This window comes from Streptomyces sp. ICC4 (assembly GCF_003287915.1).
Lineage (GTDB): Bacteria > Actinomycetota > Actinomycetes > Streptomycetales > Streptomycetaceae > Streptomyces > Streptomyces tritrimontium.
Window position 1 is genome coordinate 5652790 of sequence record NZ_CP030286.1, and the last position, 22230, is coordinate 5675019.

Here is a 22230-nt window from a genome sequence, read left to right on the forward strand (position 1 = left end):
ACCCCGCCCACCTTGTGGATCTTGGTGGACAACGAAGGCGTTGTGGAAAACCCGCTCACCCCTGCGGGTGAACCGTCAGCGGTGCGGCACGGCGAAGGACCGCCTCAGCTGCCCGGAAGCTCGAGATCGCTCTTGTTGAGCTCCTCGATGTTCACGTCCTTGAAGGTCAGCACCCGCACCTGCTTGACGAAGCGGGCGGGCCGGTACATGTCCCAGACCCAGGCGTCGGCCATCGAGACCTCGAAAAAGACCTCCCCCTGGACCGAGTGCACCTGCATCTCGTAGTCGTTGGTGAGGTAGAAACGGCGCTCTGTCTCGATCACATACTTGAACAGCCCGACGACGTCGCGGTACTCGCGATAGAGCTTCAGCTCCATCTCGGTCTCGTACTTCTCGAGGTCCTCGGCACTCATGGCATGTTCCCCTTCAGCCGTGCGTCCCCCTATTGTGCGCCAGGCCCGTGCGCCCCTAAACGATTTCCGGGGCCAGGTTCACGGGCGCACCCGGAGGACCGTCGTCGAGCAGCGTGCGGAGCAGCTCTGCGAGTCTGGTCGGGTACACCGTCTCATGGGCCGCGAGAAGTTCCTCGGAGGTCCACCACCTCGCTCCGCAGACGCTGCGCCGCTCCAGCTCGGTGAGCCCGCCCATGTCGGTCGCGGTCTGGGTGGTACGTGCCAGGAAGTACCACTCGTCCTGTTCCCAGCGGCGCCCGTCGAAGGGGAACGAGCAGGAGCGGTGCCACAGCACCGGCCCCAGCTCCACCGCGGTGATCCCGGTCTCCTCGGCGAGTTCGCGCAGCGCGGCCTGCTCCCGGGTCTCGGCCCCCTCCAGACCGCCGCCGGGCGTGAACCACCAGTCGTCCGCCGGGTCCGAGGGCTCGAAGCCGTGCAGCAGCAGGATCCGGTCCGCGGGGTCCAGCAGGATCACCCGCGACACCTTGCGCGGACCGCCGCCGGCCCCGTCCCGCAGGTCAGCGGACACCGGCCCGCGCCCTCCTGCGCCCGCGCCCGAGAACCCGTACGACCGGCCCGTACGCGGCTCCGAGCAGCACCAGGGCGACGCCGGCCGCCACCGCCGCCACCTGGAGTCGCAGCGGGCCTGCCTCGGAGGTCCCGCCGGGCAGGGAGGCGTAGGTCCGCGGCCGCTCCAGCATCGACATGGAGGGCCACGCGAGGGCGTCGACCCGGGCCTTCACCGCCGACCGCGCCACCGTCCCCTGCCCGGCCTCCTGCAGGTGGGCCCGGGAGTCGAGCGAGGCACCGCGCCGGTCGCCCAGCAGGAAGAGGTTGCCCTCGGGCACCGTCACCTCGAAGGGCGTGCGCGAGGCGGAGCCGCCGGGCGCGTCCGGTACGTCGAGCTTCTCCTCCTCGATGTACGGCTCGTCCAGCTCCTTGCCGTTCACGGTGAGCCGCCCGCCGTCGCCGCAGCACTTGACGGTGTCGCCGCCGATGCCCACGACCCGCTTGACCATCGGCGAATCGCTCCACATGTCGTCCTTGAAGACGACCACGTCGCCGCGGCGCACCTCGCCGCCGTCGATCCGCTGTGCCAGGACCCGGTCCCCGGGCTTCACCGTCGGCACCATCGAGTCGGTCGGCACCGTGTACGGCTGGTACACGACGGCTCCCCACACGAACCCGCCCAGGAACAGCACAAAGCCGATGGCCACGGCGATTCCCGACAACATGTTGCCGAAACCGCCGCGGCCATGGCCGTCACCTGCTCGTATTGCTCGTGTTCCGCCCATTGGAGCGCCCCCACACTTCGGAGATCGTCGACCTGGGCGGCACCCTACCTGCCGGTACGCCCGGCAGTCAGCTTCCGCCTGCGCCACAGCACGAGCGGGACCGCTCCGGCGAATCCGAGGGCGGCCGGGCCGAGCCCGACCGGAGCCAGTCCGGAGGCACCGAGGCCGAGCGCGGTGGCCGCGGACTGCGTGCCGATGCCCGGCTGGTCGAAGGTGTCCGGGATCGGCAGCGTGGACCAGCGGGTGACCGGCCACGCGACGACCACGGCCCGCCCGACGACATCGCTGACGGGCACGAAGCCGTGGGTCTCGTCCTGCTGGTGCCAGCGGGAGTCCTGCGAGTTCTGCCGGTGGTCGCCCATCACCCAGATCTTGTCCTTGGGCACGGTCAGCGGGCCGAAGGGCACGTCGTCGCAGGGAGTGTTGCCGGGGAAGATGTACGGCTCGTCGAGCTCCTTGCCGTTGACGACGACCGGTCCCCCCTTCTTGCACTCGACCGTGTCACCGCCGATCGCGATCGTGCGCTTGATCAGGTCCTTCTCCTCGGCCGACGGCATCAGGCCGATGAAGCTGAGGACCTTCTGCGCGATGTTGGGCTCCGGGGTGGCCTCCCCGCTCAGCCAGTTCGCGGGGTCGTGGAAGACCACGACCTCCCCGCGCTCGGGCTCGGAGCCGAACCACGGCGTCAGCTTGTCCACGAGCACCCGGTCGCCCCGCTGCAGGGTGTTCTGCATCGAGTCGGAGGGGATCGAGAACGCCTGCACCAGGAAGGTCTTGATCAGCAGGGCGAGGATCAGGGCGATGCCGACCAGGAGCGGCAGCTCCTTCCAGAACGAGCGGTGCGGGCGCTTGACCGCGCCGTCGTCCGTCGCGTCGCCGTCCTTCGCATCGCGCTCGACGGCATCGCGCTCGACGGCGTCGTCCGGCCGCTCATCACCTTCATCGCGTCCGGACCGTGCGCCTACCGCCACATCCCCCACATCCACTCCTCAGTCGGAACTCAGAACTCGGAAACCGGCAAATCCGCCCGCGCCGAATCGGGCACGGGCCCTCCCCTCCCCTAACGAGCGGGAGTTCCCGAAGGCGCGGGAGACCCAGGACACACTATGCGAACGACGCGGCCCGACGGCGCCGACGGGGCGCACGGCGACCGGCGCGCGCCTGGTCGGGCACCATCCGGAAGGTGGCGGGCTGTTCCAGCCGCTGCCAGTGCCCGAACGGCCATGCGATCACGACGGCTTGGCCGACCACGTCCTTCTCGTCGATCGTGCCCTGGAAGGCCTCGTCGAGGTGGTAGCGGGAGTCGGCCGAGTTCGCCCGGTGGTCACCCATGACGAAGATCCGCCCGGCGGGCACGTGCACCTCGAAGCGGATCTCCGAAGGCACGTTCCCCGGGTTCACGTACGGCTCGTCCAGCGGTGATCCGTTGACGCTGACCCGGCCCCGGGCGTCGCAGCACTTCACGGTGTCCCCGCCGACCCCGATGACCCGCTTGATCAGGTCCTGCTCGTCGGCCGAGGGCAGCAGGCCGATGAAGGTGAGGCCCTGCTTGAGCTGCTTGATCCCCACCGGGTCCGGTGCCGGGCGGACGCTCTCGGCGCCCAGCCAGCCTCCGGGGTCCTTGAAGACGACGACCTCGCCGCGCTCGACCTTGGAGCCGAACCACGGGGTCAGCTTGTCCACCAGGACCCGGTCGCCGATCCGGATCGTCTGCTCCATGGAGCCCGAGGGGATGAAGAACGCCTGCACCAGGAAGGTCTTGAGGATCAGCGCGATGCACAGCGCGACCACCACGAGCAGGGGCAGCTCCCCGACCCTGCGGGTACGCCGTCTGCGCCGGACCTTGCGCGCCAGCCGGCGCCGATCGGCTCGGCCTCCGGCCTCCTGCGCCCCGTCTCCGGACACGGGCTCGTCCTCCTGGTCCGCGGCGGCCTCGTCCCAGTCGCCCCGCCGGCGCCCCCGGCTACCCACGATCGCCGCCCGTCGGGTCGGCGGCGCCCCAGCGCGAAACCGGCCAGCCGATCCAGTCGGCCCGCCCGATCACCTTCTCCACCGGCACCATCCCCCCGCCCGGTTCCCCCAGGTGGTCCCGGGAATCCCGGGACTGGGAACGATGATCACCCATGACCCACAGGGTCCCCAGGGGCACGACGACCCGGAAGGGCACTTTCGACCCCGAGTCTCCAGGGAAGAGGTACGGCTCGTCCAGCGCGACACCGTTGACCTTGATCCGGCCGCTCCCGTCGCACACCACGTCGTCTCCGCCCACGCCCACGACCCGCTTCACGAAGTCGGTGTCCGAGGGGTCGGCGAGGCCGAGCGCCGAGGCCGCGCCGTGCAGGGCCTCGCCGACCGGGTTGCCGTCCGGGCCCTGCGGCACGAAGGAGCCGGTGCCGTCGAAGACCACGACGTCCCCGCGCTCGGGCTGGTCGCCGAAACGGTACGCCAGCTTGTTGACCAGCAGCCGGTCGCCGACCTCGAGCGTCGGCTCCATCGAGCGGCTCGGGATCAGGAAGGGCTGGAGCACGAAATTGCCGAGCAGCAGCAGGAAGAGGGTGCAGGCAACGCCCAGCAGCCCGGCCCGGCGCCAGGTCAGCCATCCCGCCCTGCCCGCGGCCGGCCCGCCGTCATCGCCATGGCCGTCGCCGCCGTCGCCGGAAAACGCGAAACGCGACCGCCCCTCCCCCTCGCCGGGGGAAGAGTGGCCGCGCTGCGTGTGACGTGCTTCGGTGTCCATCGGGGGCGAGCCTATCCGGCCCGTCCCGGGGCCCCGAGAGCAGATCAGCGGTCGCGCTTCTCCTTGATCTTCGCGGCCTTGCCGCGGAGCTCACGGAGGAAGTACAGCTTGGCGCGACGCACGTCACCGCGGGTGACGAGCTCGATCTTCTCGAAGATCGGGGAGTGGACCGGGAAGGTACGCTCCACGCCGACGCTGAAGGAGACCTTGCGGACGGTGAAGGTCTCGGAGACACCGGCGCCCTGGCGGCGGATGACGACACCCTTGAACTGCTGGATACGGGAGCGGTTGCCCTCGATCACGCGGACGTGAACGTTGACCGTGTCACCGGGGCGGAACGCCGGGAGGTCCGAGCGCAGCGTGGCGGCGTTGACGCCATCGAGCAGGTGAGACATGTAATTCGTCTGCTTTCTTCGCACGACGCCACAGGCCGCCGGTGCGGGGTTTCCGTAGAGAATTCGGGAGCCGCGGGACTCGGCGGGCGACTGTCCCCCTGTGGCAGGGGCGCACGCGAGCACACAGCAGCCGCCTATTCTTCCACGGTCTGCGGCCTACGCCAAAATCGGCCGTCGGCCGTCGGGCGCCAGCCCAGGATGCTCAGCAGCTCGCGGTCCTTCTTGTCGAAGGCGGAGGCCTCGCAGCGCTCGATCAGATCCGGGCGGTTGGCCGCCGTGCGGCGGAACGCCTCGTCCCGGCGCCACCGGGCGATCTTGCCGTGGTGGCCGCTGACCAGCACGTCCGGAATGCCGCGACCGCGCCACTCCGGGGGCTTGGTGTAGACGGGCCCCTCGAGCAGGTTGGCCATGTCGCCGGGCGCGAAGGAGTCGTCGCGGTGCGATTCGGCGTTGCCCAGCACCCCGGGCAGCAGCCGGGCCACGGCCTCGGTGACGACCAGGACGGCCGCCTCGCCGCCGGCCAGGACGTAGTCGCCGATGGAGACCTCGTAGACCGGGATCCGGGTGGCGTACTCGTCCATGACCCGGCGGTCGATGCCCTCGTACCGAGCCGGGGTGAAGATCAGCCACGGCCGCTCGGAGAGCTCGACCGCGAGCTCCTGGGTGAACGGCCGGCCGCTGGGGGTGGGGACGACGAGGACGGGCCCGTGCGCGCCCGCCTCGTAGCCGTCGGCCAGCGCCGCGTCCAGGGCCTCGCCCCAGGGCTCGGTCTTCATGACCATGCCGGGGCCGCCGCCGTACGGGGTGTCGTCCACCGTGTTGTGCCGGTCGTACGTCCAGTCCCGCAGGTCGTGGACGTGCACGTCGAGCTGCCCGCGCGCCCTCGCCTTGCCGACCAGGGAGACGTTGAGCGGCTCCAGGTACTCGGGGAAGATCGTGACGACGTCCAGCCGCATCAGGCTTCGTCCCCGGCGGCCTCGGCACCCTCGGACGACCCGGCGGACACAGCGGACTCAGTGGTCCCAGCGGACCCAGACGTCTCAGCGGACTCGTCGTCGCGCGCGGACGCGACCTCGGCGCGGTCGTCGATCAGTCCGGGCGGCGGGGTGATGACGCAGCGCTGCTCCTCGAGGTCGATCTCGGCGACGATCTCCTCGACGAAGGGGATCATCACCTCGGTGCCGTCCGGCCGCTCGACGATGAAGAGGTCCTGCGAGGGCAGGTGGGAGATCTCGGTGATCCGGCCGATCTCGGTGCCGTCCTCCAGGACCACGTCGAGGTCCATCAGCTGGTGGTCGTAGTACTCGTCGTCCTCGGCCGGCAGCTCCGCCGGGTCCACGTCCGCGATGAGCAGGATGTTGCGCAGCGCCTCGGCGCCGGTACGGTCCTTGACCCCCGCGAAGCGCACCATCAGCCTTCCGCTGTGCACCCGGCCCGTCTCGACCGTCAGCGGTCCCGCCGACGCCGGCTCGGTCCGGAGCACGGCGCCGGGTCCGAGCCGCAGCTCCGGCTCGTCGGTCCGCACCTCGACGGTGACCTCACCCTTGATCCCGTGGGCGCGGCCGATCCGCGCGACTACCAGCTCCACTACACATCTCTCCTGTTCATACGACGACGGGCCGGGGCGGGCAAAATTGCCCTCCCCGGCCCGTGCCGGTGACTCAACTACTTCTCAGCGGACCTGGTCCACGTCGACGAGGTCGACGCGGATCCCCCGGCCGCCGATGGCGCCCACGACGGTACGCAGAGCACGTGCGGTGCGGCCGTTGCGGCCGATCACCTTGCCGAGGTCGTCGGGGTGGACCCGGACCTCCAGCACCTGCCCGCGGCGCAGGTTGCGCGAGGCGACCTGCACTTCGTCGGGGTTGTCCACGATGCCCTTCACGAGGTGCTCAAGAGCCTCCTCGAGCATGCTCAGGCCTCGGTCGACTCGGCGGTCTCGGCCTCAGCCTCGTCCGCCTTCTTGTCGGCCTTCTTCGCCTTCTGCGTGATGGCTTCGCCCTTGCCCTCGCCGATGCCCTCGAGGGCCTTGGCGAACTCGTCGAAGGTGCGACGCTTGTTTTCCTTCGTCGCCGGCTGCAGCAGCGGCGCGGGGGCCGGAAGGCCCTTGTGCGCCTGCCAGTCACCGGTGAGCTTCAGGATGGCGAGCACAGCCTCGGTGGGCTGGGCGCCGACCGACAGCCAGTACTGCGCACGCTCGGCGGTGACCTCGATGCGCGACGGGTTGTACGTCGGGTGGTAGATACCGATCTCTTCGATCGCGCGACCGTCCCGACGGGTACGGGCGTCGGCGACGACGATGCGGTAGTGCGGCTGGCGAATCTTGCCGAGGCGCTTGAGCTTGATCTTGACTGCCACTGGAGTGGTGTCTCCTGAACTTGACGTGGTTGGGCACATGAGATGCCACGTGGGGTTGCGGTACTCGGGTGCCCGATGGACGCGTCAGCCGGAGGAGAGAGGGGTCCTATGCGACTGTCGAGTACAGCTGTCCATTGTGCCACACGCCCGAGGTGCCCCGCCCGCCCCGGTCAGGAAGCGGCTGCCGACACCGCGACGTCGGGAATGCGGAACGGTTTCATACAGCCGCCGCACACGATCGGGGCCTGGGCCAGCACGGACGGGACCACCCGCACGTTGCGCCCGCAGTCGCAGACCGCCTTGACGCGGACGCCTCCGCCGGAGGATCCGTGCCGGGCGGCCGGACCCCGGAAACTGCGCTTGGTGTCGGCCGCCGTCGCGACCGTGTGGGCCTTCAGCGCTCGCTGGAGGCGCTCCATCGTGGGGCGGTAGCGCGTCTTCGCCTCCGGGTTGAGCGAGACCAGCGAGAAACCGCTGCTCGCATGCGGCTCGTCGGCGTGGTCCAGGCCCATCTCCTCGGCGATCGCGAGGAACCTGCGGTTGTGGTAGCGGCCGGCGCGCGAGGTGTCACGCACTCCGCGGGCGGCGGCGATGCCGTGGACTGCCTCGTGCAGCAGTCGCTCGAAGGAGAGCTCGGCGCCGCAGGCGGACGAGGACTCTCCGATCAGGGACTCGGGCGCGGCAAGGTCAGGCAGCTCGGAGTGGTACCGCTGAATATCGGCCCACGCCTGCGCCAGCTCTGCGGCGAGAACAGGTGGTGTCGTGCTCACGTCGTGACAACGAGCCGGGGTGCCCCGGTGTTCCGATTCCGGGCCATTCCAAATTTTTTGCACGTACCAGTCAGTTCTGTCTGATGCGTCCCGACGAGGACGGGTGCGCACATCTCAGGAGGAGTCGGTACGTAACGAGGGCCAACGACGGCACAGCCCCGGCGCGCGGCGCGAGCCGCACGCCGGGGCGTGAGACCGGTCCAGCCGGACCGGCTAGTACGAGCGGGCGACGATGGCGAGGTTGCCGGGGCTGTCGTCGGCCTCCGGGACCCCGCCGTCCTCGGTGATCAGGCAGCGTACGGAGACGGCCTGCTCGGCGAGCTTCGCCTCGCCCTCGGGGCCGAGGTCGGCCCACGGGATGCGCGCCCAGCCGCCGGCGATGGCGGCCTCGGCGGCCTCCTCGATGGTCGCGACGTCGGACGTGCGGGACTCGCGGCGCTCGCGGGACTCGCGCAGCAGCTGCGCCTGGTCCTCCTCCAGCACCTTGGGCAGCAGGGCGGCGAGGTCGGAGATCTGCACGGCCTCCTTGCCGCCCGGGATCCGGCGGGCCAGCATCGCGGTGCCGGCCTCCAGGTCGCGGGGGCCGATCTCGACGCGGACCGGTACGCCCTTGAGCTCCCAGTCCACGGCGCGGCGGCCGAAGGGGGTGTCGACCCGGTCGTCGACGAAGACGCGCAGGCCCGCGGCCTTGAGCTGGGCGCCCAGCTCGCGGACCTTGGCCACGGCCTCGTCGCCCTTGATCGCCATGACGACGACCTGGACGTGCGCGAGGCGCGGCGGGACCCGCAGGCCGTTGTCGTCGCCGTGCGACATGATCAGGCCGCCGACCATGCGGGTGGAGACGCCCCACGAGGTCTGCCAGACGAGCTCCTGCTTGCCTTCCTTCGACAGGTACTGCGTGTTGAAGGCCTTGGCGAAGTTGGTGCCGAGCTCGTGGCTCGTGCCCAGCTGCAGGGCCTTGCCGTCGCCCATCATGCCCTCGAGGGTGAGGGTGTTGATGGCGCCGGCGAAGCGCTCCTTGGCGGTCTTGCGGCCGAGCACGACGTCGATGCCGAGCACGTTCGTCATGAAGTCGCCGTAGACGTCGCGGTGGATGCGGCCCGCGTAGTCGCGGGCGTCCTCGTAGGAGACGTGGGCCGTGTGGCCCTCCTGCCAGAGGAACTCGCTCGTACGGAGGAAGATGCGCGGACGCATTTCCCAGCGGACCACGTTCGCCCACTGGTTGATCAGCAGGGGCAGGTCGCGGTAGCTCTGGACCCACTTGGAGAAGTACTCGTTGACGATCGTCTCGGAGGTGGGGCGGACGACGACCGGCTCGTCCAGCTCCTTGCCGCCGCCGTGCGTGACGATGGCGAGCTCGGGGGCGAAGCCCTCGACGTGCTCCGCTTCCCGGGTCAGGTACGACTGCGGGATGAACAGCGGGAAGTACGCGTTCTGGGCGCCCGCGTCCTTGATGCGCGCGTCCATCTCCTGCTGCATCCGCTCCCACAGCCCGTAGCCGTACGGTCGGATGACCATGGTGCCGCGTACCGGACCGTTGTCGGCCAGCTCGGCCTTGTTGATCAGATCCTGGTACCAGCGGGGGAAATCCTCCGCCTGGGGGGTGAGAACGGGTGCCTTTGCCATGGCGCGAATGGTACGGCGCCCGGCGTGCTGAGCGTGAATCGGGTGCGAATCGGGTGGCGCGCTCCTCTGGACGCGGGGTCGAATCGGGAGTTCCCTGGCAACGGGGGCATGGGGGCGAAACGGAATCAGGAGCGCTCTTTCGATGACACCGACGCCGACGGCGACGCTTGTCGCCCGGGACTGGGCGGAAATCCAGGAACGGATGCTGGTACCGCTGTACGAGGCGGTCTACGACCGACTGGACATGGGGCCGGGCGACCGGCTGCTGGGCCTCGGCTGCGGGGCCGGGCTGCCCCTCCTGCTGGCCTCGGGGCGGGGAGCCCTGGCCACGGGTGTGGAGGCGGATCCGGCGCTGCGGACACTGGCGCGTGAGCGGCTGCTGGAGGTGCTGGCGGCCCCGCCGGCGCCCGTGGTGCCGTACGACGTGCTGCTGGCCTTCTCGCCCGCTCCGGGCGCCCTGGAGGCCGCCCTGCCGGCGCTGCGCCGGCCCGGCGGGGTGGTGGTGCTGGCCGACTGGGGCCCCGCGGAACGCTGCACGGTGCCGTCCGTCCTGGGCGGCGGACCGGCGGCGCGGGACCTGGACGCGGTGGTGGCCTCGGCCGGGCTGGTGCCGGACGGGTCGGGGCGGGTGTTCTGCCCCTTCGGCTACGCGGATGTGGACAGCGCGGTACGGGGGTTGCTGTCGACCGGGCTCTACCCCGGTGCGGGCACCGGCTCCACCGCAGCGGCGGGCCCCGCGCCCTTCGAAGCGGCCGACCCGGCCCTGACGGAGAAGGAGCTGGCCGAGGCGCTTCACCCGTACGAGCGGGGTGACGGGGCCGTGTGGCTGCCGAACATCTTCCGGTACGTCATCGCCCGGACGGCGTAACGGCGTCCCCCGCGCGCAAGGTGTGCGGGCCGGGCCGGGCGGGGCCGGGGGATCCGGTCCCGCCCGGCTTCGCGGTCACTTGTGCAGGCGCGGGATGCCCGCCGCCGCGTAGGCGGCGGGTTCGTCCAGGGTCTCGTTCTCCATGAGGGCCTGTGCGAGGGCGTCCAGCTTGTCGCGGTTCTCGCGGAGCAGCCGGCGGGCCTTCTCGTAGCACTCGTCCACGATGCGCCGCATCTCGTGGTCCACCGCGTCGAGGGTGGCGGGGGCCGCGAGGAGGCCGTAGGGGCCCTGCCCGTCCGAGGGGATCGCCGTGAGCGGGCCGATGCGCGCGCTCATCCCCCAGCGGCCGACCATGCCCCGGGCGATGTTGGTGACCTGCTCCAGGTCGTTCTCCGCACCCGTGGTGATGACCTCGTAGACCACCTGCTCGGCGGCCATGCCGCCCAGTGCGCCGATGATGCGGCCGCGCAGGTACTCCTCGGTGTACGCGTACCGGTCCGATTCCGGGGTGGAGAGCGTGACGCCGAGCGCCCGGCCGCGCGGCACGATGGTGATCTTGCGGACGGGGTCGGCGCCCGGCTGGAGCATCCCCAGGAGGGCGTGCCCGCTCTCGTGGTACGCCGTGCGGCGGCGCTCCTCGTCCGGCATGACCAGCGACCGTTCCGCGCCGAGCTGGACCTTCTCCAGCGCGTCGGACAGGTCCGCCTGGGTGACCTCCTTCTGCTGGCGCTTCACGGCGAGCAGGGCGGCCTCGTTGGCCAGGTTGGCCAGTTCGGCTCCGGTCATGCCCGGCGTCGTACGGGCCACCTGGGCCAGGTCCACGCCGGAGGCGAGCGGGATGTCCCGGGTGTGGATGCGCAGGATGGCCTCCCGGCCGGCCTTGTCGGGCGGGGAGACGACGACGGTGCGGTCGAAGCGGCCCGGCCGGGTCAGCGCCGGGTCCAGGACGTCGGCCCGGTTGGTGGCGGCGAGGACGACCACGCCCTCGGATCCGGAGAAGCCGTCCATCTCGGTGAGGATCTGATTGAGGGTCTGCTCGCGCTCGTCGTGGCCGCCCATGGCCCCGCCGCCGCCGCGGGCCCGCCCGATGGTGTCGATCTCGTCGATGAAGACGATCGCGGGGGCCACCTTGCGCGCCTCGGAGAAGAGCTCGCGCACCCGGGACGCGCCGACACCGACGATCATCTCGATGAACTCGGAGGCGGAGGCGGAGAAGAACGGCACTCCGGCCTCGCCCGCGACGGCCCGCGCGAGCAGGGTCTTGCCGGTGCCGGGCGGGCCGGCGAGCAGCACGCCGCCGGGCATCCGGGCGCCCATCTTGCGGTACTCGTCGGGGTTCTTGAGGAAGTCCACGACGTCGTTGAGCTCGCCCTCGACCTCGTCGATGCCGGCCACGTCCTCGAAGGTCGTGCGCTTGGCGCCCTCCAGCTCCACCGGCTTCGGCGGCGCCTTGCGGCCGAGCCCGCCCATGCCCCCGCCCATTCCGGCGCTCATCCGGCGGGCGATGAACACCCACAGGAGGACCAGGAGCAGCATCGGGGCGAGGGAGATCAGCAGGTTGGCGAGGAAGCTGCGCTGTTCGACGACCGGGGAGGCGGTGACGACGACGTTCTGCTTGGTGAGGTCGGCCCACAGGTCGTCGTCGGCGAAGGCGGGGCGCTGGGAGACGAATTTCGTGTAGTCGCCCTTTCCGCCGTCCGGCTTGGGCTGTTCGGTCTTCAGCTGCCCCTGGATGGCGTCGCCCTTGGAGTAGATCTTCGAGACGTTGCCGTTGGCGACCTGCTTGCTGAACTCGGTGTACGAGATGGTCGGCTCGTCGCCCTCGTTGAAGAAGGACAGGACCAGGTTGGTCACCAGGTAGACGATCAGGGCGGTGAGGATCAGGCCGCGCCAGCCCCCCGGCATCTTCTTCTTGGGCGGCGGGGCGGGCGGTGCGCCCTCGGAGCGCCAGGGCGTGTCGGCCCGGTCGCGGGGCGGTACGGGGGGGGGCCAGTGTCCACATCTGCCGCTCACGACGCAATACTGTGGGAGGGGAGGGCGACAACATCAGGTGGGAGAAGTGATAGCGATCACTCCAGGCCCGCGTCAATGGTTTGGACCAAAGAAGGACTAGACCACTCGCAGGACAATTCCCCTTGTCAGAGGCCTGACTGCATACCAAAAACTGCCCGCCACCCCGGGTGACGAGCAGTTTTCGGGTACCTTCGGCCACCCCCGCGCAAGGTTTTGGCAACAAACCAGCCAAACCCCGTTCGTGTGCGATCAGACCCGGTCCGGGTCCTCCCCGGGCATCCCGTACGCATCTGCGACGAGCGCGTACGAGCGCAACCTCGCCTCCCCGCCGTGGGCGTTGGCGGTCAGCATGAGCTCGTCGGCGCCCGTCCGCTTCGCCAGCCCGTCGAGCCCGGCGCGGACCTCGTCGGGGGTTCCGTGGACCACGCTCGCGAGCCGTTCGTCCACGAACTCCCGCTCCGCCGGCGTGTACGGGTACGCCGCCGCCTCCTCGGGCGTCGGCACCAGCCCGGGGCGCCCGGTGCGCAGCCGCAGCATCGACAGCGCGCCCGTCAGCACCTGCGCCCGGGCCTCGGCGTCCGTGTCGGCGGCGAGGGCCGCGACCCCGATGAGGGCGTACGGGGCGTCCAGGACGGCCGAGGGCCGGAACGACTGCCGGTAGAGGTCGAGCGCGGGCAGCGTCCCGGCCGGGGAGAAGTGGTGCGCGTAGGCGAAGGGCAGTCCGAGTCCGCCGGCCAGCCGGGCGCTGAAGCCCGAGGAGCCCAGCAGCCACACCGGCGGCCGCCCGGCGGGGCCCTGCACGGGGCCCGGCACGGCGTGCACGCGGGCGTACGGGTGCCCCTCGGGGAAGTCGTCGTCGAGGAAGCGGATCAGCTCCGCGAGCTGCCGGGGGAACTCGTCCACGGCCTCGTCGCGGCGCCCGGGCCCCCGCAGCGCGGCGGCCGTGTGCCCGTCGGTGCCGGGCGCCCGGCCGAGGCCGAGGTCGATCCGGCCCGGGGCGAAGGCCTCCAGGGTGCCGAACTGCTCCGCGATCGCGAGCGGGGCGTGGTTGGGCAGCATGACCCCGCCCGAGCCGAGCCGGATCCGGGAGGTGTGGGCGGCGAGGTGGGCCAGGATCACGGCCGGGGAGGAGCTTGCGACCCCGGGCATGGAGTGGTGCTCCGCGACCCAGTGGCGGTGGAAGCCGCGGGCCTCCGCGAGCCGGGCCATGTCCACGCTGGTGCGCAGCGAGGCGTGGGCGGTGCTGCCCGCGCCCACGGTGACGAGGTCGAGCACGGAGAGCGGAACCGGGGCCCGGCCGTGCGCGGTCCCGTGGATCCCGTCGCCGGAACCGCCGCCCGAGGCGCCGCCCGAGCCGCCGACGGAACCGCCGACGGAACCGCCGCCCGAGGCGTCCCGGGGGCCGGTCCCTGCCCGGTCCGGCGTGCGGCTCTCCTGTCGACCCGCGTCTCCGGTGTCACTCATCGTCGCTCCCGCTCCGCTCGACCGTCCGTACGAAGAACCCGAACCTCGGGCGCGCTCCGGGCATTCCCGGCACAGTCGGACACCGCGCGTGACCTTGGCATATGCCAGAGGAGTAGATCCAGGCAGAGCGATGTAAATGAGCCATCAATCTCATCAACAGGCGCTCCACGTGGGCCTCTTGATGGCTATCGTGTGAGAGCAAGCGGTAACAACCTGCTAGGGGGAAACCGTGGCGCTGAAGCCCGAGCCGACCGCGCCGTTCCACTCGGTGCAGTACGCCCTGCGCGTACTCGAAACGGTCGCCCGCCATACCGGCGGCGTGACCGACGTACAGATCGCGCGTGAGACCGGCCTGCCCGCGGTCCATCTCGCCCCCATGCTCCTCATGCTGCGCCGGGAAGGATACGTACTGCAGGTGTCAGACGGCGCCTACGCCATAGGGGACTCCCTGGTCCTGCTGGGCTCCGGCGTGGACCGCCAGCAGGCCCTGCAGGACAAGCTCCAGGAGACCCTGGACCGGCTGCGGGACTCGGTGGGGGCGGCGGTCTACATCAGCAGGTACGTGGACGGTGAAGTGCGCATCACGCAGTTCGCGGACAGCCCGCGCACGCCCAAGGTGCACGAGTGGGTCGACTTCCGCTCCGCGGCGCACGCCAGCGCGGTCGGCAAGTGCCTGCTGACCCAGCTCGACCAGAACGGGCGGCGCGACCACCTGTCGCGGCACAAGATCGCCCGGCTGACGTCGAAGACGATCGTGAACGAGCGGATCCTCTTCTCGAAGCTGGACAGCCAGCCGGCCACGGTCCCCATGCTCGATCTCCAGGAGTACGCGGTGGGCACGGTCTGCGCGGCCGTCCCGATCACCGCCGGAGCTTCGGTGGGCTGCCTGGCCCTGTCGCTGCCGGTCGAGCACGCCCACCGGCTGCGGGCCGCGGCCGACGCCCTGAACCGCAAGGCCGCACCGCTGCTGCTGTCGCTCACCCTCTGAACGGCGGGGGCGGCGGTGGCGGCGGGGCGCCCTGCCGGGCCCCGGGCCGGGGCGGCCGGCCCGGAAAACACTTCGGGCGGTTCCCGGTGAACCGGAAACCGCCCGAAGGACAGGTGCGCCGCCAGGGACTCGAACCCCGGACCCGCTGATTAAGAGTCAGCTGCTCTAACCAACTGAGCTAGCGGCGCCTGCTGACAGAGAAAATACTACCTGCTCCTCCGGGGTGCTCAAAACCATGGGGTCCGGCAGCTCAGCGGCCCAGCAGCCCGGCCCGTCCCTGGGCCTCGTAGGAGGCCAGGAGGGCCGCCCGGTCCGCCGGGCCGAGCGGGCGGTAGGCGGATTCGCCCCGCGGGCGCCACCAGACCGGGTCCGGGGTGTCGAAGCCCTCGCGGCGCAGGGAGACCCGGTGGACCTTGTTCGTCGCCGTGGTCGGCAGGGCGTCGACGACCCGCACGTAGCGCGGGGCCATCTTCGTGCCGAGGTCCGGCTGGACGCCGAGGAAGGCCGCGAAGCCCTCCGGTGAGAAGACGGCCCCCGCGCGCAGGGCGACCGCCGCCATGACCTGGTCGCCGGCCACCTCGTCCGGTACGGCGTACACCGCGACGGCGGCGGCCCGCGCCCAGCGGGCCAGGATGTTCTCGATCACCGCCGCCGCCAGGTTCTCGCTGTCGACGCGCAGCCGGTCGTCGGTGCGCCCCGCGAAGTACAGGAAGCCGTCCGCGTCGCGGAAGAAGAGGTCGCCGGTCCAGTACCAGCCCTGGCGGGTGCGGGCCGCCTCGGCGTCGGGGTTGCGCCAGTAGCCCTCGAAGAGGCTGCGGCCCTTGTTGACCAGTTCGCCGATGGCCTCGTCGCCGTTGAGGAGCCGCCCCTGCGGGTCGAGATCGGCCGGCGGGCACTCCCGGCCCGTCTCCGGGTCGATGACGGCCAGGTCGTCGCCCGCGCCCGCGCGGCCCAGGGCGGCGGCCGGGGTGTCCGGGGTGCGCTGGACGGAGGCGCCGCCCTCGGTGGCCCCGTAGCCCTCGACGAGCCGGACCCCGAAGCGCTCGGCGAAGCGGGCCGCGTCGACCGCCCCGGCCTCGGTGCCGAAGCCGAGGCGCAGCGTGTGCGCGCGGTCGTCGGGGCGCGGCGGGGTGGCGAGGAGGTACTGGACCGCGCGGCCGACGTAGGTGAAGTACGTCGCCCCGTAGGCCCGTACGTCGTCCAGGAACGCGGAGGCCGAGAAGCGGCGGCGCAGCGCCACCGCGGCCCCGCCGGCGAGCGCGGGCAGCCAGTCGGCGATGACCGCGTTGCCGTGGAAGAGGGGCATGCAGACGTAGTGGACGTCGTCCGGGGTGACCGAAAAGTGCCGGGCGAGGGAGGCTCCGGCGCCGGCCAGGCGGCCCTGGGTGCAGATGGCGGCCTTGGGCGCGCCGGTGGAACCGGAGGTGAAGTAGAGGAGCAGCCGCGACTCCGGGCCGGGGCCCGCGCCCAGGACCGCCTCGCCGGGCTTCGCGCCGGCGTAGGGGGCGAGCAGGGCCTCGTACTCTTCGGCGTCCGTGACCAGCAGCCGTACGCCGGGCAGGTCGAGGCCGCGCAGCAGGGGCAGGTGGGCGCGCTCGGTGACCAGGATCCGGCAGTCGGTGTGCAGGATGTCGCGGGCCAGCTCGGGACCGCGCCGGGTGGGGTTGATCCCGGCGACGGCGGCCCCGGCGAGGGCCGCCGCGCCGAGCCAGAACGGGAACTCGGGGGTGTTGTCGAGCAGCACCCCGATGTGCGGCTCCGCCCCCGGCGGCAGCAGGTCGACGAGGAGCGCGGCGCGCGCCGCGGCCTCCCGGGCGGTCCGGTGGTGGCTGAGGACGCCGTCGGCGTACTTCAGACCGGGCCGGTGGTCGCCCCATTGGCGCGCGATGAGCTCCGCGACGGTTTCGGGTGTCGTCGTCCGCATGCCGCCGGAGGATAGCTGACGTTCCGTCAGAAATGAACGCCGCGCGGAAGGCCGGCGATCGGAACGGTCAGAACTGGACGTCGGAGCAGGAGTAGAAGGCGTTGACGGTGTCGTTGACCGTCCAGACGGCGAGGATCAGGTGCCGGCCGGTCTTGCCGCTCGGCATGGCGCCCTGGTGGACGGTGGTCATGGCGGGGCGGGCGCCGTTGTAGGCGACCGTGAGGAAGGGCTGCGGGTCGAGGTCGGCTCGGGTCAGGGGCTTGTTCGGGTTCCAGCCGTTCTTGGTCACGTAGTACCGGAAGTCCGTGGTCGAGTGGTTCGCGGTGAACTGCCAGCGGAAGCTGTAGCTCTGCCCGCTGGTCACCGGGGTGGCCGGCCAGGCGCCGCCGCGCGGGTCGTCGAGCTGGGCGAACTCGGTGTGGTTGGCCGAACATATGCGGCCGTCGGCGGGTCCGGCAGCCGGGAAGCCCTTGAGGCCCTCGACGCTCTGGGGCTCCCACTGGATGGGGCCGCAGTCGGCGACGGTCCTGTTGGCGCAGAGCTTCTGTCGGCTGATGGGGGTGTCGGTGTAGCCGTGGCCGTTCGCGGTGGGGGCCGTGACGAGCGCGAGGGCGGCGGCGATGCCGAGGCCGGCCGCGGTGGCGGCGGCGGCCTTCGGGGATCTGGGCATGCGGAAGGAACGCATGATGCTCCTTGAACGTGGGGGGATGTCCGGGAGAGCGTGCGCACGCGTGGGGATGGCCCGCGCCGGCGCTGGCGCCGGAACGGGCCGTTCGCGAAACTCTTTAGGTCTAGACCAAGTCCCACAGTATTGACGGGAGTTGTCCCTGTCCAGACCAATGGAAGAACGGGTGGTCCGGTCCACCCCGGATCCACCCGTTCGTCTGGTGCGGCGGCCTCCGGCCCTGCCGCGGGGCCCTGTCGCTGGGCCCCTGTCGTCCTGGTACCGCCGCCCGCCGCCCGCCGCCGCTACTCCGCGCGGCCCGTGTAGAAGGCGACGGTCAGGTCCTTCACCAGCGCCTTGCGCTCGTAGTCGTCGAGCTCGACGAGCCCGCGCGAGGTGAGGCGGTGGACGGTGTCGTCGACCGCGTCGACCACCGAGGTCAGGACGGCGTCGCGGTGCTTCGCATCGATCGCCGCGACCCGGCGGCGCCGCATGGCGTCCGCGACCTCGGGGGCGTACTCGATCCGGGTCGGCTGCGCCGAGAACACCTCGACCCCGACCGCCTCGGTCTCGGCCGCGAGCATCCGGGTCAGCGCGTCGCCGACGGCTTCGGCGTCGCGCAGGGTCGGGGCGTCCTCGTGGAAGGCGTCGGCCGGGAGCTGGGACAGGACGCGGGCCATGGCCGATTCGACCTGCTCGGCGAGGTAGTCGACGTGGTCGGCGACGGCCAGCGTCGCGCGGGCGGTGTCCTTGACCTGCCAGACGACCTGGACGACGACCTGGAGGGCGAGGCCCCCGGAGTCGACGGCGGGCATCGGGTCGCTGCGCCAGTGGCGCAGCCGCACGTCGACCCGGCGGCGCAGCAGCAGGGGGCTGATCCACGTCAGGCCGGAGCGGCGGACGGTGCCGCGGTAGCGGCCGAAGAGGGTGAGCACCCAGGCGTGCCCGGCGCGGCCCCGGCCCAGTCCGCCGAGGGCGAGGAGTGCGACGACGCCGAGGAAGGCGAGCGGGGGCCAGAAGCGGGCTTGCAGACCGCGGTAGGGGCGGGGCTCCGCGCCGAACGCCACGGCGAGGGCGTCGGGAACGGCCCCGGCCCGCCACAGCACGACCGTGCAGCCGGCCAGGGCGAGCCCGCCGACGGCCACGCCGATCCAGCCGGGGAGCACCGGTCCGTGGTGCTCCCGGAGGCGGTCGTCCCCGCGGGGTACGCGGCGTCCGGGGACGGTCCGGACGGCCGCACCGGCGGGCGCGCCCACCGGGACCGGAGCCTTGGCCTGCGGTCCGCGCCGCGTTTGCGGGGCCTGCCCTGCTTGCTGGGCTTGCTGGACTTGCTGGACTTGCTGGGCTTGCGGCTGGGCCGCGCCCCGGAAGGGCAGGTGCACCGGCACCTCGCTCACGGCGACCCCGCGCAGTGCCCCGACCCGGGGCAGGTCCTGCGTGTCGTCCTCCTCCATCCGCGCCACGGCCCGCGCGACGACCTCCGCGACGCCGGGACCGTGGCCGGGTCCGGGTCCGGGTCCGGGTCCGGGCACGGACCAGGACAGGTCCCGCACGCCGCCGCCGTCCTCGCGCCCGGCCGCGGCCTCCGCTCCGCCGGCCAGGTCCGCGTCGGCCTCCGCGACGGGAGCACTCGGCTCCCGGCCCCCTGGAGCGGGCTGCTCGTGCTGCTCGGCCGGACCGGCGCAGGGGTGGCCGGCCGAGGGGCCGTCCGAGTCGGCTCCGCCGTCGAAGACGGAACCGGCGCTCGCCGCGGTACCGGCCTGGCCGAAGGGCCGACCGGATCCGCCGGGGGCGGTGACCACCCGGGACACCGTGGCCGCGGCCGCGGCCACGGCGCCGGCCGGCTCCCCGGCCGTCCGGGCGGACTGCTCGACGGTGTCGGCGCGCGGGCCGGGCCGCGCGGCCCGGGGCCCGGCTCCGCCGTCGAAGGCGGGCCCGCCGCACGGCTCCGTACCGCCAGGCTCCGCCCCACCCGGCCGATCGGCTCCGCCGCGCGGGGCGGCGGGCCGGTCTTCGGCCCGGGCCGGTACGCCGCCGTCGGCGGCCTGCTCCCGGACCGCTCCGGCGGGTCCGGGCACGGACCGGGACTGGTCGCGCAGGTCGTCCCGGTCGGCAAGGGCAGGGGCGGGCACGGACCACGCCGGAGCCGGCGCGACGGGCGAACCGCCGTGCACCTCCTGCTGGTCGCTACCGGACTCCGCCCGGCCGAACGGCCCGGCCGGAGCCACGGCGGAGCGGGTCTCGGCCCGAACGGCCGCGTCGTCGAAGCCGGGCTCCGTACCGGCGGTGCGGCAGTCGGTCCGAGCGGCCGCGCCCGGGAACCCGGAGCCGGTCTGGGGCGCCGTACCGGCCGGGCCGTGGTCGGGCCGCGCCGGCGCGTCCCGGAAGGCGGGGCCGGTGAAGGTGAAGGGGTCGCCCTTTGGGGCGTCGGACGGGGCGGGTGCGGTGGGCGCGGGCTCGGCCATGGCGCCGACCGGCACCGGCAGGTCGTGCGCCAGGTCGCGCGCCGCGTACGGTCCGGCCTGCCGGTCGGACCCGGACGCGCCGGGGGGCGGCACCCGGTCCGCCCCGGCGGTGTGGAAGACGGGCTCGGGCTCCGCGGCCGGGGGCCACGGGTTGTCCTGCGGGTGGGGGCGCGCGGTTTCGGTGTCCGCGTTCCGCAGGCGCGGGGCGGCCGCGCCCGCGTAGACCGCCTCCTCATCCTGCGGGTGCGGGATGTCCACCCGCGCCGCCGGTACGTCGCTTCGCGCGGCCTCCGCGGCCCGGGCGGGCCGGTGGTGCGCCGCGCCGGACGCGAGCAGGTCGCCGCGCGCGGACTCCGCCGCGAACGGGCCGTGCGCGGCGCGGTCCTCGGACCAGGCCTGCGCCGGGCGGCCCGCGGCCGCCTCCCACGGGGCCCGCCCGTGCGCGGTGGCCGCCGCGAGCGGCTGCTCCCGGTCCGGTTCCGCGGCCGGCGTCGGGCTCACCGGCTGCGGCGCGGCGAAGACGGGCGCGGCGAAGGCCGGCTCGGCCGGGACCGGCGCCGCGGCGAGCGGCGCGACCGGGGTCGGCGCCACCGTCCAGCCGGTCGGTGCGGCCCACTCGGTCGCCGTCCGCTCGGACGGCACCGGAACCGGAACCGGAACCGCGACCGGGACCGGGACCGGAGTAGGGGTCGGCGTCGGCGTGGGCGTCGGCGTCGGCGCCGGGCGCGGGGGGACCTGGAAGGTGCCCGTGGTCGAGGTCGTGCGCGTGGGGTACATCGTTGCCTCCGTCATGCGAACAGCCGGCGCCAGGTTTCCGGGCCCGGATAGCCGTCGGCCTCGGCGCCGCGCCAGCCCTGGGCGCGCTGGAAGGCCTCGACGCTGCGGCGGTCGGCCTCGCCCCAGCGGGGGCCCGGCCCGGACGTGAAGTTCTTGCCGAAGCCCTTCTTCACCAACTGGCGGCCAAGGGCGGTGATGGACGGGTGGGACACGCCCGGACGGAACGTCGCGGCTCCCGGGTAGGCGGGTTTGCCCGCCGGGCCCGCTGCGCCGCCCGGTTTCGGCGGGGCCGGGGCCGGCGGAGCGGGTGCCGGCGGGGTGGGTGCGGCGCCCTGTGTCGGCGGGATGTCCTTGCCCTGGTGCTGGGCGAGCAGCCGCCAGGTGTGCGCGCCCGGCATGCCGTCGGCGTCCGCTCCCGTCCAGCCCTGGGCGCGCTGGAAGGCCTGGGTCGCCAGCCGGTCGGAGTCGCTCCACCGGGTGGTGACGCCCTGCGGGTAGAAGCGGGAGCCGCCGCGGTCGGAGAGCATCCGGCCGAGCTGGGCGACGTACGCGTTGTTGGATCCCGGGCCGAACTTCGACGCACCGGGGAAGGTGGCCGAGACGGCCGGGGTGCCGCCCGGCGCGGGCGGCTCGCCGACCGCCGGGTCGGGAACGACCGAGCCGGCCAGCCCGTTGAACCGGTACGGGAGGTACTTCGCCGCGTTGTTCCAGTAGCCGTAGGGCGTGGCCTGGCGCCGTGTCGTGGGCCGGGTCTGCTCGTAGACGACGTAGTGGGTGCGGGTCTCGTCCACCCACCCCCCGAAGAGCACGACGTGCGAGCCCTTGTTGGGGTCGGCCGGGTTGTGGAAGAGGAGCATGTCCCCCGGCAGCAGCTCCTCCTTCGTGATCTTCGTCGCGAACTTGTCGAGGCTGCCGGTCCACTCGTTGGTGCCGAGGTTCCACACCATCGAGACGTAGCCGGAGCAGTCCTGCCGGTATCCGTCCGTCCAGTACTCGGACATGCTGTACGGAACCTGCGCGTCCAGCCACAGCTTCGCCCGGTTGATGATCGTCGCGCGGTCGGTGCGCTTCACCGCCGAGGGCGCTCCCGGCAGCCCGGGGGGTTTCGCGGGCACGCCCTTCGGCCCGTGCAGGGGGCCGCGGCCGCCCTGCGGCGAGTTCGGATCGTCCTGCGGCGCCACCGAGCCGGGGCCCGGCACGGTCACCGCGACCGCCGCTCCCCCGCCGCCGCCGAGGACCACGCCCGCGGCGGTGGCCAGGACCAGCGCCCGGCGGGCCCCGTGCGCGGCGGGGTGCCCGCCGTCACGCAGCGGTATGGCCCGGGCACGGGCGAGCGTGCGGCGGCGCTGGGCACAGCCTTGGCACGGGCAGTCGCCGGCGGGCTCGTACTCCTCGAAGGCGGGCATCGGCATCCGGGTCGGCGCCGTCGGCACG

The 22230-nt window shown here is 72.7% G+C and carries 20 protein-coding genes, 1 tRNA gene and 1 pseudogene; 2 read left to right on the forward strand and 20 right to left on the reverse strand.

What is annotated here, in order from left to right; genetic code table 11:
* Positions 1-104: 104 nt before the first annotated feature.
* The 13 genes and pseudogenes from DRB89_RS26335 to proS all read right to left on the reverse strand — a co-directional run bounded on the left by DRB89_RS26335 (position 105) and on the right by proS (position 9633).
* Positions 105-413 (reverse strand): DUF2469 domain-containing protein, encoded by a 309-nt coding sequence (locus DRB89_RS26335; protein WP_005311352.1) that lies wholly within the window; start codon positions 411-413, stop codon positions 105-107.
* 55 nt (positions 414-468) lie between these two features.
* A complete protein-coding gene (locus DRB89_RS26340) occupies positions 469-981 on the reverse strand; it encodes an NUDIX hydrolase (RefSeq protein ID WP_112450502.1) in 513 nt (170 codons plus the stop codon).
* On the reverse strand, positions 971-1747 hold the full coding sequence (gene lepB / locus DRB89_RS26345) for a signal peptidase I (RefSeq protein ID WP_112450503.1): 777 nt from the start codon (positions 1745-1747) through the stop codon (positions 971-973). Before lepB (DRB89_RS26345) ends, DRB89_RS26340 begins: the two co-directional genes overlap by 11 nt.
* 44 nt (positions 1748-1791) lie before the next feature.
* Positions 1792-2718, reverse strand: coding sequence for a signal peptidase I (gene lepB, locus DRB89_RS26350; RefSeq protein ID WP_112450504.1), 927 nt, complete (start codon positions 2716-2718; stop codon positions 1792-1794).
* A pseudogene (gene lepB / locus DRB89_RS26355) lies at positions 2687-3652 on the reverse strand (signal peptidase I). Before lepB (DRB89_RS26355) ends, lepB (DRB89_RS26350) begins: the two are co-directional and overlap by 32 nt.
* Before the next feature lie 58 nt (positions 3653-3710).
* On the reverse strand, positions 3711-4484 hold the full coding sequence (gene lepB, locus DRB89_RS26360) for a signal peptidase I (protein WP_112450505.1): 774 nt from the start codon (positions 4482-4484) through the stop codon (positions 3711-3713).
* A gap of 44 nt (positions 4485-4528) precedes the next feature.
* Entirely contained in the window at positions 4529-4879 is a 351-nt protein-coding gene (gene rplS, locus DRB89_RS26365) for a 50S ribosomal protein L19 (RefSeq protein ID WP_112450506.1), read from the reverse strand.
* 134 nt (positions 4880-5013) lie between these two features.
* A complete protein-coding gene (gene trmD / locus DRB89_RS26370) occupies positions 5014-5835 on the reverse strand; it encodes a tRNA (guanosine(37)-N1)-methyltransferase TrmD (protein WP_112450507.1) in 822 nt (273 codons plus the stop codon).
* Positions 5835-6467 (reverse strand): ribosome maturation factor RimM, encoded by a 633-nt coding sequence (gene rimM, locus DRB89_RS26375; RefSeq protein WP_112450508.1) that lies wholly within the window; start codon positions 6465-6467, stop codon positions 5835-5837. The genes trmD and rimM overlap by 1 nt, the downstream gene beginning before the upstream one ends.
* A gap of 84 nt (positions 6468-6551) precedes the next feature.
* Positions 6552-6791, reverse strand: a complete 240-nt coding sequence (locus DRB89_RS26380) for an RNA-binding protein (protein WP_030011889.1) — start codon at positions 6789-6791, stop codon at positions 6552-6554.
* Positions 6792-6793: 2 nt separating this feature from the next.
* Entirely contained in the window at positions 6794-7237 is a 444-nt protein-coding gene (gene rpsP / locus DRB89_RS26385; RefSeq protein ID WP_112450509.1) for a 30S ribosomal protein S16, read from the reverse strand.
* A 170-nt stretch (positions 7238-7407) separates the two neighbouring features.
* On the reverse strand, positions 7408-8007 hold the full coding sequence (locus tag DRB89_RS26390; RefSeq protein ID WP_112450510.1) for a hypothetical protein: 600 nt from the start codon (positions 8005-8007) through the stop codon (positions 7408-7410).
* Between the two features lie 213 nt (positions 8008-8220).
* Positions 8221-9633, reverse strand: coding sequence for a proline--tRNA ligase (gene proS, locus DRB89_RS26395; RefSeq protein WP_112450511.1), 1413 nt, complete (start codon positions 9631-9633; stop codon positions 8221-8223).
* 142 nt (positions 9634-9775) lie between these two features.
* On the opposite strand from proS, the gene DRB89_RS26400 reads away from it, so the two are divergent.
* Positions 9776-10501: a methyltransferase type 11 gene (locus DRB89_RS26400; RefSeq protein WP_239516346.1), complete on the forward strand. Its 726-nt coding sequence runs from the start codon at positions 9776-9778 to the stop codon at positions 10499-10501.
* Between the two features lie 75 nt (positions 10502-10576).
* Here DRB89_RS26400 and ftsH read toward each other — a convergent pair whose 3' ends face one another.
* Positions 10577-12406, reverse strand: coding sequence for an ATP-dependent zinc metalloprotease FtsH (ftsH, locus tag DRB89_RS26405; RefSeq protein WP_239516862.1), 1830 nt, complete (start codon positions 12404-12406; stop codon positions 10577-10579).
* Between the two features lie 357 nt (positions 12407-12763).
* A complete protein-coding gene (locus tag DRB89_RS26410) occupies positions 12764-13978 on the reverse strand; it encodes an LLM class flavin-dependent oxidoreductase (protein WP_112450609.1) in 1215 nt (404 codons plus the stop codon).
* 229 nt (positions 13979-14207) lie between these two features.
* On the opposite strand from DRB89_RS26410, the gene DRB89_RS26415 reads away from it, so the two are divergent.
* Positions 14208-14966 (forward strand): IclR family transcriptional regulator C-terminal domain-containing protein, encoded by a 759-nt coding sequence (locus tag DRB89_RS26415; protein ID WP_112450608.1) that lies wholly within the window; start codon positions 14208-14210, stop codon positions 14964-14966.
* A gap of 114 nt (positions 14967-15080) precedes the next feature.
* Here DRB89_RS26415 and DRB89_RS26420 read toward each other — a convergent pair.
* From DRB89_RS26420 to DRB89_RS26440, 5 genes are all read right to left on the reverse strand, one after another.
* A tRNA-Lys gene (locus DRB89_RS26420) sits at positions 15081-15154 on the reverse strand.
* A 62-nt stretch (positions 15155-15216) separates the two neighbouring features.
* Positions 15217-16890 (reverse strand): AMP-binding protein, encoded by a 1674-nt coding sequence (locus DRB89_RS26425; protein ID WP_112450607.1) that lies wholly within the window; start codon positions 16888-16890, stop codon positions 15217-15219.
* Positions 16891-16957: 67 nt separating this feature from the next.
* The gene (locus DRB89_RS26430) at positions 16958-17560 is read right to left on the reverse strand and encodes a lytic polysaccharide monooxygenase (protein ID WP_112453709.1); all 603 of its coding nucleotides are present in this window, start codon (positions 17558-17560) and stop codon (positions 16958-16960) included.
* A gap of 299 nt (positions 17561-17859) precedes the next feature.
* Positions 17860-20796, reverse strand: a complete 2937-nt coding sequence (locus DRB89_RS46055) for an SPFH domain-containing protein (protein WP_275435585.1) — start codon at positions 20794-20796, stop codon at positions 17860-17862.
* Positions 20797-20807: 11 nt separating this feature from the next.
* A complete protein-coding gene (locus DRB89_RS26440; RefSeq protein ID WP_112450606.1) occupies positions 20808-22208 on the reverse strand; it encodes a peptidoglycan-binding protein in 1401 nt (466 codons plus the stop codon).
* Between the last annotated feature and the right edge of the window lie 22 nt (positions 22209-22230).

Coding starts and splice junctions, on each gene's coding strand:
- rplS (WP_112450506.1), bottom strand. CDS start 4,879: ATGTCTCACCTGCTCGATGGCGTCAACGCCGCCACGCTGCGCTCGGAC.
- DRB89_RS46055 (WP_275435585.1), bottom strand. CDS start 20,796: ATGTACCCCACGCGCACGACCTCGACCACGGGCACCTTCCAGGTCCCC.
- lepB (WP_112450505.1), bottom strand. CDS start 4,484: ATGGACACCGAAGCACGTCACACGCAGCGCGGCCACTCTTCCCCCGGC.
- DRB89_RS26430 (WP_112453709.1), bottom strand. CDS start 17,560: ATGCCCAGATCCCCGAAGGCCGCCGCCGCCACCGCGGCCGGCCTCGGC.
- lepB (WP_112450503.1), bottom strand. CDS start 1,747: ATGGGCGGAACACGAGCAATACGAGCAGGTGACGGCCATGGCCGCGGC.
- proS (WP_112450511.1), bottom strand. CDS start 9,633: ATGGCAAAGGCACCCGTTCTCACCCCCCAGGCGGAGGATTTCCCCCGC.
- DRB89_RS26335 (WP_005311352.1), bottom strand. CDS start 413: ATGAGTGCCGAGGACCTCGAGAAGTACGAGACCGAGATGGAGCTGAAG.
- DRB89_RS26410 (WP_112450609.1), bottom strand. CDS start 13,978: ATGAGTGACACCGGAGACGCGGGTCGACAGGAGAGCCGCACGCCGGAC.
- ftsH (WP_239516862.1), bottom strand. CDS start 12,406: ATGCCGGGGGGCTGGCGCGGCCTGATCCTCACCGCCCTGATCGTCTAC.
- trmD (WP_112450507.1), bottom strand. CDS start 5,835: ATGCGGCTGGACGTCGTCACGATCTTCCCCGAGTACCTGGAGCCGCTC.
- DRB89_RS26400 (WP_239516346.1), top strand. CDS start 9,776: ATGACACCGACGCCGACGGCGACGCTTGTCGCCCGGGACTGGGCGGAA.
- DRB89_RS26425 (WP_112450607.1), bottom strand. CDS start 16,890: ATGCGGACGACGACACCCGAAACCGTCGCGGAGCTCATCGCGCGCCAA.
- DRB89_RS26380 (WP_030011889.1), bottom strand. CDS start 6,791: ATGCTCGAGGAGGCTCTTGAGCACCTCGTGAAGGGCATCGTGGACAAC.
- DRB89_RS26440 (WP_112450606.1), bottom strand. CDS start 22,208: ATGCCGATGCCCGCCTTCGAGGAGTACGAGCCCGCCGGCGACTGCCCG.